A 12671-nucleotide genomic window follows, 5' to 3' on the forward strand; every position below is an offset into this window, starting at 1 on the left:
ATGCCCGGCCGCCCCCTCCACCACCGCCTTCGGCGGCGGTCCCCCTCCCCCGCGTCGCGGTGGAGGAAACACTGTGGTTGCGATTCGCCCCCATCTCGATTATAGGCGCGCGCTTGCCGTGGCAGGGTCATCCCTGGAGGCCTGCCGCTGCATGCACGTTGAAACATTTAGCGCATTGGAAATCGACACATGAGCGACACGCTTACGCTGTCGGCCGAAACGCGCGACCGGGCTGGCAAGGGAGCCTCCCGGGCGCTGCGTCGTCAAGGCCGCGTCCCCGCCGTGATCTATGGCAACAAGCAGGATCCCGCCAGCATCCACGTCAACGAGCGTGAGCTGCAGAAGCTGCTGAACACCGGCCACTTCTTCAACTCGGTGATCATGGTCAACGGCGAGCGCACGCTGGCCAAGGACGTCGCCTTCGACGTCGTGACCGAGCGTCCGCTGCACGTCGACTTCCTGCGCATCTCCGAGCACGCGACCGTCCACGTCGAAGTGCCGATCGTGTTCGTCGACGAAGAGCTGGCCCCGGGCATCAAGCGCGGCGGCGTGCTCAACATCGTCCGCCACGAGCTGGAGCTGGTGGTCGACGCGGCCGAGATCCCCGAGCAGGTCGAGATCTCGCTCAAGGGCCTCGAAGTCGGCGATTCGCTGCACATCTCGGCCGTGACCCTGCCCAAGGGCGCGACCCCCGCGATCACCGATCGCGACTTCACCATCGCCACCGTCGTCGCACCGTCGGCGCTGAAGTCGGCGGACGGCGAAGCGGAAGCCGAGTCGGCCGAGGGCTGATCGGCCTTCCCTGCACGGGTTCAAAAGATCGCCTCCGCGCCTTAGGTGCGGGGGCGATTTTGTTTTTCGGGAGTGTGGACGATGCAGCTGTGGGTGGGTCTCGGCAATCCGGGGCCGCAATATGCGATGCACCGCCACAATGTCGGGTTCATGGCGCTGGACGCGTTGGCCGAGGTGCATGGCTTTTCCGCGCCCAAGAAGCAGTTCCAGGGCTGGACCCAGGAAGGCCGGATCGGCAGCGAGAAGATCGTGCTCCTGAAGCCCGGCACGTTCATGAACGAGAGCGGCCGGGCGGTGCGGGCCGCGATGGACTTTTACAAGCTCAGCCCGGAGGACGTGACCGTCTTCCACGACGAGCTCGACTTGCTTCCGATGAAGGTGAAGGTAAAGCGCGGCGGCGGCACGGCAGGGCATAACGGCCTGCGCTCGACCGACGCGCATCTGGGGCCCGATTTCCGCCGGGTGCGGCTCGGCATCGGCCATCCGGGGCACAAGGACCGGGTGACCGGCTATGTTCTCGGCAATTACGCCAAGACCGAGATCGAGCCTTTGTCCGACATGCTCGGCGCGATCGCCGCCGAGGCGCCGTGGCTGGCGGCAGGCGACGACGTGCGCTTCATGAACGAGGTCGCGCGGCGGCTGCAGGAATGAGCCCGCGGCGCGACTTTTCCAAGCGAATTTAGCCGGTTGCCGCTTGCCAGCGGCAATGGCCGTGGCATCCTTCCGCCGACCTCGACGAAGGGATGCCCGATGCGCCTCATGCTCTCCGCCTTGCTCGCTCTCCTGCCCCTCGCCTTGCCCGCCGCGGCGCAGACTGCCCCCACCGAGGCGCGGCAGGAGCCGGTGTATGAACTGCGCATCTACACCCCCGCCCCCGGCAAGGCCGAAGCGCTCAGCGCCCGCTTCCGCAACCACACGCTCAAGCTGTTCGCAAAGCACGGGATGCGCAACATCGCCTATTGGAACGAGCTCCCCCGCCCCGACGCGCCCGAGGGCCGCGTGGTCTATATCCTCTCCTACCCCAGCCGCGCCGCACGCGACGCCGACTGGAAGGCGTTCGGCGACGACCCCGAATGGCAGAAGGTCGTCGCCGAGTCCGAGGCGAACGGCAAGCTGGTGACCCGGGTCGACAGCATCTTCATGACGATGGCGGCGTATTCGCCACCGCTGGGTCAGGATCGCTAGCGCCGGCGCGCGGCGTACGGACAAGAAAAAGGGCCCGGTTTCCCGAGCCCTTTTCCGCTTCGACAGTGCGGGACGGTTACTGCTTGATGCCGACGATTTCGCCGACGATCCGCGTGTCCGCGCCGTTGATCGTGCCCAGCGCACCGAACACCATGCCGATGTTCGCGCCCTGGGAGCCATAGAAGGCGCCCGCGATCGTGCCGGTCACCGGGCTGCCGCTGGTGAAGCTGCCGTTGAACTGCATCGAGGCGATCGGGATCGCGCCCTGGGCGTTCAGCGTCAGGTACGGCGTCTCGGCGCCGCTCGTCGGTACCGTCGTCATGTTGAGCGTGGTGGTTACCAGCCCGGTGGCGAAATTCACCGTCACCTGCGCGGTGCCGCCCACGCGGTTCAGCGTGGTCGCGCCGTTCGCCGCGCTTACCGCGCGACCGACAATGCGCGCCGTGTAGGTCTTGCTGCCGGTAACCGGCATGTCGTAGCTGAGCGTCGGATAGCCCCACACCGCATAGGTCAGGCGCTTCTGGCCGGTGGTCGAATCACCACGCCACCAATTGGCATAGCTCACCACGGTCAGCTGGCTGAGCAGGCTGTCGCTGGTGATCACCGCCGCCGGGGCGCCGGCAGTGGTCGAGGGCCGGTTGCCGATGTTGTTCAGCACTTCGAGCTGGCTGAAATTGCCCGCCAGCGCGCCGGTCGCGGTGTTGACGCTGCGATAGACGAACTCGGTGACGGTCGGCGCCGCCTGCGTCGTCACGTTGGTGCTGGTGAAGCGCGATTCCTCGCTGCCCTCGTCGATCACGAACGTACCGTTGGTGAGATCCGCGGTAGCGGCGATGTTGACGCGCGCATTGATATTCTCGGTCGACGTCAGGCCAAGCGTGACGGCACTTGTCGCCGGATCGCCGGTATAGTTGGTCGTCGCGTTCAGCATGTTGAAATTGGCAGCCGCCGCCAGCGGGAAGGCGGTGTAGGTCGGCGTGGGCGACGGGGTCGGCGTAGCAGATCCGGTGGGGGTCGGCGTGGGGGTCGACGAGGAGTTCCCACCGCCGCTGCAGCTTGCCAGCACGGCCGCAGCCGCGGCGCTGCCCAGAATGACATAACGGCGAATCATACGAAAACTCCTCGAGAACCTGGCGCACGCAGGAAAAGACGTGGGCCCCTGTACCTCAGATGAACGCCCCTGCGTCAAGGCCGCGCGCGTTACACTGGAAAAACCCGGCGCCTGCGCGTATCGAGCCCGCAATATCGCCGGCGCACCCGCCGGCCCCTTCACGACAGGATCGAAGTACATGGGTTTCCGTTGCGGCATCGTCGGCCTGCCCAATGTGGGCAAGTCCACGCTTTTCAATGCGCTGACCGAGACGGCCGCGGCGCAGGCGGCCAATTATCCGTTCTGCACGATCGAGCCGAATGTCGGCAACGTTGCAGTGCCCGATCCGCGGCTGACCAAGCTGGCGGAGATCGCCGGCTCGCAGAAGATCATCGAGACGCAGCTCGGCTTCGTCGACATCGCGGGGCTGGTGCGCGGCGCCAGCAAGGGCGAAGGCCTGGGCAACCAGTTCCTCGGCAACATCCGGGAGGTCGACGCGGTCGTCCATGTGCTGCGCTGCTTCGAGAATGACGACATCCAGCATGTCGACAATCGTGTCGATCCGATCGCCGATGCCGAGACGGTGGAGACCGAGCTGATGCTCTCCGACCTCGAAAGCCTCGAGAAGCGCGTGCCGAACCTCGCCAAGAAGGCAGCGCAGGGCGACAAGGAAGCCAAGGCCGCGGCGAGCGTGCTCGGCCAGGCGCTCGACCTGCTGCGCGACGGCAAGCCCGCGCGGCTCACCGTTCCCAAGGACGAGGACGAGGCGCGCCATCTGCGCCTTGCCCAGCTGCTCACCGCCAAGCCGGTGCTGTACGTCTGCAACGTCAACGAGGAAGATGCCGCCAACGGCAACGACCTATCGGCAAAGGTCTTCGCCAAGGCGGCGGCCGAGGGTGCACAGGCGGTGGTCGTCTCGGCGGCAATCGAGGCCGAGATCGCGACCATGCCGCTGGAGGAGCGCGGCGAGTTTCTCGGCGAACTGGGCCTGGAGGAAACCGGCCTCGCCCGCGTTATCCGCGCCGGCTACAAGCTGCTCGACCTGCTGACCTTCTTCACCGTCGGCCCCAAGGAAGCGCGCGCCTGGACCGTCCATCGCGGCGCCACCGCACCCAATGCCGCCGGCGAGATCCACAGCGACTTCGAGAAGGGCTTCATCCGCGCCGAAACGATCGCCTATGACGATTTCGTCGCACTCGGCGGCGAAGCCAAGGCCCGCGAGGCCGGCAAGCTGCGCGCCGAAGGCAAGGCGTACATCGTCAACGACGGCGACGTGATGCACTTCCTGCACAGCTGAGGACGTCCCCCTCCCGCTTGCGGGAGGGGAGGATAAAAGGAGAAGGGGCTTAAGAACCACAGGCCTTCGCGATCAGCGCCGCGAGATGCTCGCGCAGGAACGGCTTGGCGAGCACCGGCCGCTCGCGATACGCCCCCTCCAGCCCAAGCGCGCCATAGCCGGTGGCAAAGGCAAACGGGATCGCCCGCTCGGCCAGAATGTCCGCGACCGGGAAGGAGACGTGCCCGTCCAGATTGATGTCGAGGATCGCCAGGTCCGCCTCGACCTGGCGTGCCACTTCCACCGCTTCGGACAGCCGCATCGCCACTGCCACCACTTGGTGGCCCAGATCCTCCAGCATATCCTCGATCAGGAAGGCGATCGTCATTTCGTCTTCGACGATCAGGACACGCACGGCACCACCTTATTCCACGCTGACTGCAGCGAGCGGCGCCTCGACGGTACAGCGCAGCCCCTCTGTGTCGAAGTAAAGCGTCACCTTGCCGCCAAGTTCCCCCGCCAGGCCGCGTTCGATCAACCGCGATCCGAACCCCCGCCGCGCGGGCGGCATCACGGGTGGTCCACCACGCTCGCGCCATTCGAGCTGCAGTTGCTCCCCGGCGATCGACCATGTGATCGCCACCCTGCCCGTGTCGCTCGACCAGGCACCATATTTCACCGCATTGGTGGAGAGTTCGTGCATCGCCAGCGCGATGGCCAGCGCAGACTTGGGCGACACCCGCACATCGGTGCCCGAAAGCGTGCAGCGCGCCGGATCATGCTGGTGGGGCCGCACCGCCTGGGCAATCGCCTCGTGCAGCGAAGCGCCGGCCCAGCGTTCGCCGGTCAGCAGGTCGTTCGCCTGCGCCAGCGCCACCAGCCGCGCGGCGAACTGCTCCTGCGCTACCGCGAGGTCGGGCGCGGCACGGAAGGTGCGCATGGCGATCGCCTGCACCATCGCCAGCGTGTTCTTCACCCGGTGATTGAGCTCGTTGATCACCAGCCGCAGATGCTCGTTGGTGCGGCGCTGCTCGGTGATGTCGGACGCCGCGCCGAACCATTCGACCAGCCTGCCCTCGTCGTCGGTGAGCGGCACCGCGCGCGAGGCTACCCAGCCGATACTGCCATCGGCCTGGCGGACGCGATGCTCGAGTTCGAGCGGCTGCCGCGCCGCCACCGCGTCGTCGATCGCCGCCTGTACCCGCACGCGATCCTCGGGATGAATATAGGAATCCATCCAGTCGCGCATGCCTTGGTCGGCATCGGCGAGGAAGGTGCCGCCGTCGAGGTGGAGCAGTTCCGACCAGTCGGGATTCATCCGGTAGATCGCATCGGATGTCGCCTCGACAAAGGCGCGCAGCCGCCGCTCGCTTTCGCGCAGCTGGCGCTGGGCGATCACTTTCTGCGTGGTCTCGACGACAATTGCGATCACCCCCGCCGGCGTTCCCGATTCATCGAGCACGGGCGAATAATCGAGATCCATCCACACCGGCTCGAGCTTGCCGCGTCGCTGCAGCGCCAGCTCCTGGTCGCGATAGGCGAGCGTGCGCCCGCTCAACCCCACGCGCATGACATTGTCGTTGAAATCGGCGATTTCGGACCAGCCTTCGCGCACCTTGGAACCCAGCAGCGCCGGGTGCCGGCTGCCGGCGAACTCCGAATAGGCGTCGTTATAGATCATTACGCCGTCCTCGCCCCACAACAGCACGATCGGCACCGGCGACAGCAGCAGCATCTGGGTGACCGACTTCAGGCTCTGCGGCCACTGCGCCAACGGCCCGATCGCGGTCGCCGCCCAATCGAAGTCCCGAATCAACTGCCCCAGCTGCCCCCCGCCGATCGGATAGCCTTCGTTCCCCACTGCGCTCCTCCTCTAGCGTACACCCTGCCCCGGCGGCGGGCAGAATGTTTCTGAACCGCAATCGTTCAAATCGAGCTGGTGCCACGATAACCTATGTTGGTCCGCGCTACGGCGCGGTTTTGATCCCAAGCACGAACAAATCGTCGTTCCCTCAGAAACTCACGCGTGAACGTTCCTACAATGAGGCCATTACGGTGGCAAAGCCACTCGGGGGAACTTCATGACGATCACCGCGCGGGTTCGCAGCGGCGCGATAGCGCTGATCCTGCTTCTGGCCATCGCCTTTGCCGTATCGGCGTGGCGCATCCACACGATTCGGATGGGCGGACCAATGCACCGCGCGTCTATGGAAATCGCCGATCTCAACGCCGACATCCTGCCGCCGCCCGAATATATCATCGAGCCGTATCTCGAAGCGACGCTGCTGCTCGATCACCCCGAGCGGATCGACGCCACCCGCACACGGCTCACCGAACTGCGCAAGGCCTATGACGAACGCCATGCGGTATGGGAGCAGTCGCAGCTGCCAGCCCTGCTGAAGCGCGCGATTCTCACCGACACGCACGCGCCGGCGATGCGTTTCTGGCAGGAGGCGCAGGGGCCCTTCCTCGACGCGGTCGCCGCAAAGGACATGGCCACCGCCCGCGACCGCTACGCGGTGCTGACCCAAGCCTATGACGCGCACCGCAAGGCAATCGACGCGCTGGTGCGCGCCACCGCCGAGGAACAGGCCGCGTTCGGCGGCCGCTCCGCTCAGTCGCTGGGGGTCTCCATGGGTGTGCTGACGCTCCTCGCGCTGGCGCTGTTCGGCACGATCGGCTGGTTCGCCTGGTGGCTCACCCGCCGCATCGCGCAGCCGCTGTCGCAAGTCGCACAGGCGACGACCCTGCTCTCGCGCGGGCAGGACACCGTCGTACCCTATCGCGACCGCACCGACGAACTTGGCGACATCGCCCAGGCCGTCGCGCGCTTCCACGCCGCCGCCCGAAGCCGCGCCGAGATGGATGCGGCACATCTTGCCGAGCAGGAGAATGTCGGCGAGGTGCTGGGTGCCGCGCTCGCGGCGCTCGAAAAGGGCGACCTGCGCCACCGCATCACCACCCCCTTCCCCGGCCTTTACGAGCCGGTGCGCCTCAGCTTCAACCGCGCCGCCAGCGCGCTCTCGGCCATGCTGCGCACGGCGATCCAGAGCGCACGCAACATCGGCACCGGCTCCAGCGAGATCGCCACCGCGTCCGAGGATCTCGCCCGGCGCACCGAAACCACAGCGCATACGCTGCAGGAAGCCAGCGCGGCGATCCAGCTGATCGAGAATCGGCTCAAAAGCAGCAGCCTCTCGGCCGAGACCACCATGGAGCGCGCCGAACTGGCGGGCGCGCTGGTCCATTCCGGCCGCAGCACCGCACAGAATGCGGCAACAGCGATGAACAGTGTCTCCGAACGCGCGCATGCGATCGACACGGTGGTCGAGGCGCTCGACAAGATATCCTTCCAGACGCGCGTGCTGGCGATGAACGCCGCCGTCGAGGCAGGTCGCGCCGGTGAAGCCGGGCGCGGCTTCGCCGTGGTCGCCGACCTCGTCTCCGCGCTCGCGCTGCGCGCCGAGGAGGAGGCCAAGCGCGGTCGCGAGCTGATCAACGAAACGCAGGTCGATGTGGCGCTCGCCGCCAGCGAAGTCCGCGCCGTCGACGCGGCGCTGGGCGAGATCGTCGAGAATTTCGATGGCGTCCAGGCGCTGCTCCAGGCGCTGCGCGAGGACAATCGCTCGCAGGCCAGCGCGATCTCCGGCATCACGCGATCGGTGGTGGAGATGGAAACCGCCACCCAGCAGAACGCCGCGATGGTGGAGCAGACGTCCGCCGCCGCCCGCTCGCTCGACCGCGAGGCGGCGACCCTGCTCGGCAATGCCGAGGCGTTCCGGGTAGACGAGGACGTGCCGGAGTATCGCAGCGGCGGCGCCGAGCCAGCGTTCGAGATGGCGTACTGAGCCGACAAATCCCCCTCCCGCAAACGAGAGGGAAGAAAAAGGGGCTATTCCTCGAACGCGGTCAAAATCGGGCAGGGCCCCGCCTTGCCCGATCCGCACTCTCGCGCCAGCCGCGCCAGTCCCTCGCGCGCCTGGAGCAGCTCGGCGATCTTCGCGTCCAGCGCCGCGATCCGCGCCCGCGCCAGTTCGCGGGCCCGCGCCCGATCATCGGTCGCGTCCAGCTCGAGCAGTTCGCCGATCTCTTCCAGCGTGAACCCCGCCGCCTGGGCCGAGCGGATGAAGCGCAGCCGGCGCAACTCGGGTTCGCCGTAGCGACGTACCCCCGCGTCCGGGCCACCGCCGCGCGCCGGTGTGGGGAGCAGGCCGCGGCGCTGGTAATAGCGGACCGTCTCCACACCCACCCTGCCCGCTTCCGCCAGCTTTCCGATCGTGAGGCTAGACATCGCTTGACTCCGTACCATGGTACGGACCGTATAGGAGCGGCGGAGCGAAGGAAAGCAACATGGCATCCGCCTCGAACAAAAGCGCAATTCTCTATCGTATGGTCATGGACAAGCATGTCTGCCCCTGGGGCTTGCGGGCACTCCATCTCCTGCGCAGCCACGGCTATGCGGTCGACGATCGCCACCTCACTACGCGCGAGGAGACCGATGCGTTCAAGGCGCGGCACGGCGTCGCCACCACGCCGCAGGTGTTCATCGGCGAGCAGCGGATCGGGGGGCATGATGATCTCCGCCGCTATCTCGGGCTCAAGGTGCGCGATCCGAAGGCGCTGACCTACCGCCCGGTATTCGCGCTGTTCGCCATCGCGGCGCTGATGGCGCTCGCCGCCAGCCAGGCCGCCTATGCGACGCCCTTCACCCTCCGCGCGGGGGAGTCGTTCGTCAGCTTCTCGATGTGCCTGCTGGCGATGCTCAAGCTGCGCGACGTCGCCGGCTTCGCCACGATGTTCCTCGGCTACGACCTGCTCGCGCGGCGCTGGGTGCCCTATGCCACGCTCTACCCCTTCGCCGAGGCGACAGCCGGGCTGCTGATGACGGCCGGGGTGCTGACCTGGTTCGCTGCGCCGCTCGCGCTGGTGATCGGCGGGATCGGCGCGGTCTCGGTGTTCAAGGCGGTCTATGTCGATCGCCGCGACCTCAAATGCGCCTGTGTCGGCGGCGACAGCAACGTGCCGCTCGGCTTCGTGTCGCTCACCGAAAACCTGATGATGATCGCGATGGGCCTGTGGATGCTCGCGCGACCCGTGCTGGGAGCCTGATCCTTTGCGTACCACCCTCGCCGCGCTCGCCCTGCTCGCCCCCCTGCCCGCTTTCGCGCAGGAGGACCACAGCATGCACGACATGGCCAGCATGCCCGCCGAAGCGACGCCGCAGGATCATGCCGCGATGGGGCACGGAATGCCCGGCATGGACATGGACCCGCCGATGCCGTCGATGCGGATGGGCGGCTCCGATCACGCCGCCGGTGGCTCGGGCACGTCGCTGCTTCCGCAGGCCGATGGGCCGGCGCGCGGCGTGATGCTGTCGCACGGCGACTGGATGGTGATGGCGCACGGTTATGTCTGGGGCGTCTATACCGACCAGGGCGGCAAGCGCGGCAGCGACGAAGCCTTTGTCGAGTCGATGGCGATGCTCAGCGCCACGCGGGACTGGGGCGGCACGTCCCTCCAGCTCCGCGCGATGGGAAGCCTGGAGCCCGCGATGGGCCAGCGCGGCTACCCCAATCTGTTCGCCAGCGGCGAGACCGCGCACGGCGCGCCGCTGGTCGACCGCCAGCATCCGCACGACCTGTTCATGGAACTGAGCGCCCGCGTCGACACCGAGGTGGCAGCCGACACCAAGCTGTTCGTCTATGGCGGCCCGGTCGCCGAGCCGGCGCTGGGCCCGAGCGCCTTCATGCACCGCCGCTCGGCACGCTATTTCGCGCTGTCGCCGATCGCACACCACTGGTTCGACAGCAGCCACATCACCTACGGCGTCGTCACCGGCGGCGTACAGACGGGGCGGGTGCAGCTGGAAGGCTCGTGGTTCAACGGCCGCGAGCCCGACGAGAATCGCTGGGACATCGATCCGATCCGGCTCGACAGCTGGAGCGTCCGGGCCAGCTGGTCGCCTTCGGACAACTGGGTGGCACAGGTCTCCACCGGACACCTCAAGAGCCCCGAAGTCACCCATCAGGGCGAGGACGAGCAGCGCACCACCGCCAGCCTCCACTACAGCAATGGCCCCGTATCGACGATGGTCGCCTATGCCGCCAAGCACCGCCTGCCGGGCCCGGTGCTGAGCGCCTTCACCGCCGAGGCCAACTGGGACCTCAGCCGCCACCACAGCCTGTTCGGCCGGGTGGAGAATGTCGCCAATGACGAGCTGTTCCCCGATCATGCGGATCCTCTGCACGACCGCAAGTTCCGGGTGACGCGGTTCGAGGGCGGCTATGCCTATCGCATCCCGCTCGCCGGCCAGGCCGAACTGGCGCTCGGCGGATCGGTGGCCGCCTATGCCAAGCCGAGCGCGCTAGATGCCGCCTATGGCACGGCGCCGGTGAGCTACACGCTGTTCGCGCGGCTGGCGCTGGGGCGGTAGCTTCAGGCCCCCTCCACCGCTTGCGCGGTGGAGGAGACGCTATCCACAAAGGCGGTGGTGGAGGGGGCACGCCCCCGGTCTTCCCCCCGCAACAAATCCGGCGCATGGGGCCGCCATGCGCTGGACCACCAGAATCGCCGCCGCCGCCCTGATCGCGATCCTTCAGGCCTGTGCCACCCCGCCAGCGCAGACCCCGCCGCCGCCCGCCGCTATCGCCGAGGCGCGGCCGCCGGTGACGATCCTCATCTCGATCGATGGGTTCCGCGCCGACTATCTCCAGCGCGGCGTGACCCCCAATCTCTCCCGGCTCACGGCGGAAGGGATTACCGGCCCGATGCGGCCGAGCTTCCCCAGCAAGACCTTCCCCAACCACTGGACGCTGGTGACGGGCATGGTGCCCGATCACCACGGCATCGTCGGCAACCGGATGGAGGACCCCGCCCATCCCGGCGAGACCTTCACCACCGCCAACGACGCGCCCTATTGGTGGAACGCCGCCCAGCCAATCTGGGTCGCGGCGGAGAAGGCGGGCATCCACACCGGCACCGTGTTATGGCCCGGTGCCAATGTCGCCTGGGGCAGCAGCGCGACCAAGGCCGATCATGGCGACTATCCCGGCGGCATCCGCCCGCGCGACTGGCTGCAGTACAACCAGGCGATCAGTAACAAGCAGCGCGTCGATACCGCGCTCGACTGGCTGCGCCGGCCGCCGTCGAACCGGCCGCGCTTCCTCACCCTCTATTTCGATCGGGTCGACATGGTCGGCCACGACCATGGACCCGATTCCCCCGAGGTGACGCAGGCCGTCGCGCAGATCGACGCACAGATCGGCGCGCTGGTGGACGGGCTGGCGGTGCTCCACCAGCCGGCCAACCTGGTCGTCGTTTCGGATCACGGCATGTCGGAGACCAGCGACACCCGCGTGGTGACGCTCGACCTGCCCGCCGACAGCTATCATCTGATCGAAGCCGGTCCCTTCGCCGCGCTCGATCCGCTCCCGGGCAAGGAAGCTCTGGTCGAAAAGACTCTGCTCGGCCGCCATCCGCACATGGAATGCTGGCGCAAGGCCGAGATCCCGGCGCGCCTGCGCTACGGCACCAATCCGCGCATTGCCGCGATCTTCTGCCTCGCCGAGCCGCGCTGGATGATCCAGGAAAAGCGCCCCGAGGCGCCATTCACGCATGGCGAGCATGGCTATGACAATCGCGCGCCGGACATGGCGGCGCTGTTCATTGCCGCCGGGCCCGCGTTCGGCCACGGCACGGTGGCCGCCTTCGACAATGTCGATGTCTATCCGCTGCTCCGCGACCTGCTCGGTCTCCCGCCACGCGCCGATGTCGACGGCGACGACGCCCCGTTCCGGCCGCTGCTCCGCAGCCGCTGAAACCGCTTGCCAGCTACGGGTTTCTGATTGAAACTCGTCGGCATGCGCATGTTCGACGACATCCAGGTGGGCGACCGCGCCAGCTTCGGACGCTACGAAGTCACGCGCGAGGAAGTGCTCGACTTCGCGCGGAAATATGATCCGCAGCCCTTCCACCTCTCCGACGAGGCCGCCGCCCGGACCCATTTCGGGCGGTTGGCGGCAAGCGGGTGGCACACCAATGCGATGACGATGGCGATGCTGGTCGCGCACTATCAGGAGCACCCGATCGCCAGCCTGGGTGCGGCCGGGATCGACGAACTCCGCTGGCTGAAGCCGGTCTTCCCCGGCGACGTGCTGCGCTGCGAGACCGAGGTGCTCGAGGCGCGCGCCTCGCAAAGCCGCCCGGAAATGGGCATCGTCCGCAGCCGGATCATCACCTTCAACCAGAAGGACGAACCCGTCCTGACGTTCATCGCCAACGCCCTGATCGCGCGCCGCCCGCAAGGCTGAGCGGTACGATCCCGCCGGG

At 67.4% G+C, this 12671-nt stretch carries 13 protein-coding genes; 9 read left to right on the forward strand and 4 right to left on the reverse strand.

Features of this window, described 5'->3' with window-relative positions; genetic code table 11:
- Positions 1 to 189: 189 nt before the first annotated feature.
- From SAZ01S_RS10415 to SAZ01S_RS10425, 3 genes are all read left to right on the forward strand, one after another.
- On the forward strand, positions 190 to 792 hold the full coding sequence (locus tag SAZ01S_RS10415) for a 50S ribosomal protein L25/general stress protein Ctc (RefSeq protein WP_084582210.1): 603 nt from the start codon (positions 190 to 192) through the stop codon (positions 790 to 792).
- A gap of 81 nt (positions 793 to 873) precedes the next feature.
- On the forward strand, positions 874 to 1443 hold the full coding sequence (gene pth / locus SAZ01S_RS10420; RefSeq protein WP_084582211.1) for an aminoacyl-tRNA hydrolase: 570 nt from the start codon (positions 874 to 876) through the stop codon (positions 1441 to 1443).
- 99 nt (positions 1444 to 1542) lie between these two features.
- Positions 1543 to 1977, forward strand: coding sequence for an NIPSNAP family protein (locus SAZ01S_RS10425; protein ID WP_084582245.1), 435 nt, complete (start codon positions 1543 to 1545; stop codon positions 1975 to 1977).
- Positions 1978 to 2053: 76 nt separating this feature from the next.
- Here the strand turns inward: SAZ01S_RS10425 and SAZ01S_RS10430 are convergent, their stop codons facing one another.
- Complete coding sequence (locus tag SAZ01S_RS10430) at positions 2054 to 3088, reverse strand: transferrin-binding protein-like solute binding protein (RefSeq protein ID WP_084582212.1); 1035 nt, start codon at positions 3086 to 3088, stop codon at positions 2054 to 2056.
- Positions 3089 to 3266: 178 nt separating this feature from the next.
- Here SAZ01S_RS10430 and ychF point away from each other — a divergent pair, with 178 nt between their 5' ends.
- Positions 3267 to 4364 (forward strand): redox-regulated ATPase YchF, encoded by a 1098-nt coding sequence (gene ychF / locus SAZ01S_RS10435; RefSeq protein WP_084582213.1) that lies wholly within the window; start codon positions 3267 to 3269, stop codon positions 4362 to 4364.
- Positions 4365 to 4413: 49 nt separating this feature from the next.
- On the opposite strand, the gene SAZ01S_RS10440 is transcribed toward ychF, so the two are convergent.
- Together SAZ01S_RS10440 and SAZ01S_RS10445 are read right to left on the reverse strand one after the other, a co-directional pair.
- Positions 4414 to 4758, reverse strand: a complete 345-nt coding sequence (locus SAZ01S_RS10440; RefSeq protein WP_084582214.1) for a response regulator — start codon at positions 4756 to 4758, stop codon at positions 4414 to 4416.
- 9 nt (positions 4759 to 4767) lie between these two features.
- On the reverse strand, positions 4768 to 6204 hold the full coding sequence (locus SAZ01S_RS10445; RefSeq protein WP_084582215.1) for a sensor histidine kinase: 1437 nt from the start codon (positions 6202 to 6204) through the stop codon (positions 4768 to 4770).
- A 220-nt stretch (positions 6205 to 6424) separates the two neighbouring features.
- Between SAZ01S_RS10445 and SAZ01S_RS10450 the strand changes: the two genes are divergently transcribed.
- Positions 6425 to 8191 carry a methyl-accepting chemotaxis protein gene (locus SAZ01S_RS10450; RefSeq protein ID WP_084582216.1) on the forward strand — a complete coding sequence of 589 codons (1767 nt, stop codon included), beginning with the start codon at positions 6425 to 6427 and terminating at the stop codon, positions 8189 to 8191.
- 44 nt (positions 8192 to 8235) lie between these two features.
- Here SAZ01S_RS10450 and SAZ01S_RS10455 read toward each other — a convergent pair whose 3' ends face one another.
- Complete coding sequence (locus SAZ01S_RS10455) at positions 8236 to 8634, reverse strand: MerR family DNA-binding protein (protein WP_084582217.1); 399 nt, start codon at positions 8632 to 8634, stop codon at positions 8236 to 8238.
- Between the two features lie 59 nt (positions 8635 to 8693).
- Between SAZ01S_RS10455 and SAZ01S_RS10460 the strand changes: the two genes are divergently transcribed.
- The 4 genes from SAZ01S_RS10460 (at position 8694) to SAZ01S_RS10475 (ending at position 12652) form a co-directional block, all read left to right on the forward strand.
- Positions 8694 to 9452 carry a MauE/DoxX family redox-associated membrane protein gene (locus SAZ01S_RS10460; protein WP_084582218.1) on the forward strand — a complete coding sequence of 253 codons (759 nt, stop codon included), beginning with the start codon at positions 8694 to 8696 and terminating at the stop codon, positions 9450 to 9452.
- Positions 9453 to 9456: 4 nt separating this feature from the next.
- Complete coding sequence (locus SAZ01S_RS10465) at positions 9457 to 10776, forward strand: hypothetical protein (RefSeq protein WP_245824764.1); 1320 nt, start codon at positions 9457 to 9459, stop codon at positions 10774 to 10776.
- Positions 10777 to 10891: 115 nt separating this feature from the next.
- On the forward strand, positions 10892 to 12160 hold the full coding sequence (locus SAZ01S_RS10470; protein ID WP_084582219.1) for an alkaline phosphatase family protein: 1269 nt from the start codon (positions 10892 to 10894) through the stop codon (positions 12158 to 12160).
- Positions 12161 to 12202: 42 nt separating this feature from the next.
- The gene (locus tag SAZ01S_RS10475) at positions 12203 to 12652 is read left to right on the forward strand and encodes a MaoC family dehydratase (protein ID WP_084582220.1); all 450 of its coding nucleotides are present in this window, start codon (positions 12203 to 12205) and stop codon (positions 12650 to 12652) included.
- Positions 12653 to 12671: the final 19 nt, after the last annotated feature.

Source organism: Sphingomonas azotifigens NBRC 15497, assembly GCF_002091475.1.
Lineage (GTDB): Bacteria > Pseudomonadota > Alphaproteobacteria > Sphingomonadales > Sphingomonadaceae > Sphingomonas > Sphingomonas azotifigens.

Coding starts and splice junctions, on each gene's coding strand:
- SAZ01S_RS10455 (WP_084582217.1), bottom strand. CDS start 8,634: ATGTCTAGCCTCACGATCGGAAAGCTGGCGGAAGCGGGCAGGGTGGGT.
- SAZ01S_RS10430 (WP_084582212.1), bottom strand. CDS start 3,088: ATGATTCGCCGTTATGTCATTCTGGGCAGCGCCGCGGCTGCGGCCGTG.
- SAZ01S_RS10450 (WP_084582216.1), top strand. CDS start 6,425: ATGACGATCACCGCGCGGGTTCGCAGCGGCGCGATAGCGCTGATCCTG.
- SAZ01S_RS10415 (WP_084582210.1), top strand. CDS start 190: ATGAGCGACACGCTTACGCTGTCGGCCGAAACGCGCGACCGGGCTGGC.
- SAZ01S_RS10470 (WP_084582219.1), top strand. CDS start 10,892: ATGCGCTGGACCACCAGAATCGCCGCCGCCGCCCTGATCGCGATCCTT.
- SAZ01S_RS10425 (WP_084582245.1), top strand. CDS start 1,543: ATGCGCCTCATGCTCTCCGCCTTGCTCGCTCTCCTGCCCCTCGCCTTG.
- SAZ01S_RS10475 (WP_084582220.1), top strand. CDS start 12,203: ATGCGCATGTTCGACGACATCCAGGTGGGCGACCGCGCCAGCTTCGGA.
- pth (WP_084582211.1), top strand. CDS start 874: ATGCAGCTGTGGGTGGGTCTCGGCAATCCGGGGCCGCAATATGCGATG.
- ychF (WP_084582213.1), top strand. CDS start 3,267: ATGGGTTTCCGTTGCGGCATCGTCGGCCTGCCCAATGTGGGCAAGTCC.
- SAZ01S_RS10460 (WP_084582218.1), top strand. CDS start 8,694: ATGGCATCCGCCTCGAACAAAAGCGCAATTCTCTATCGTATGGTCATG.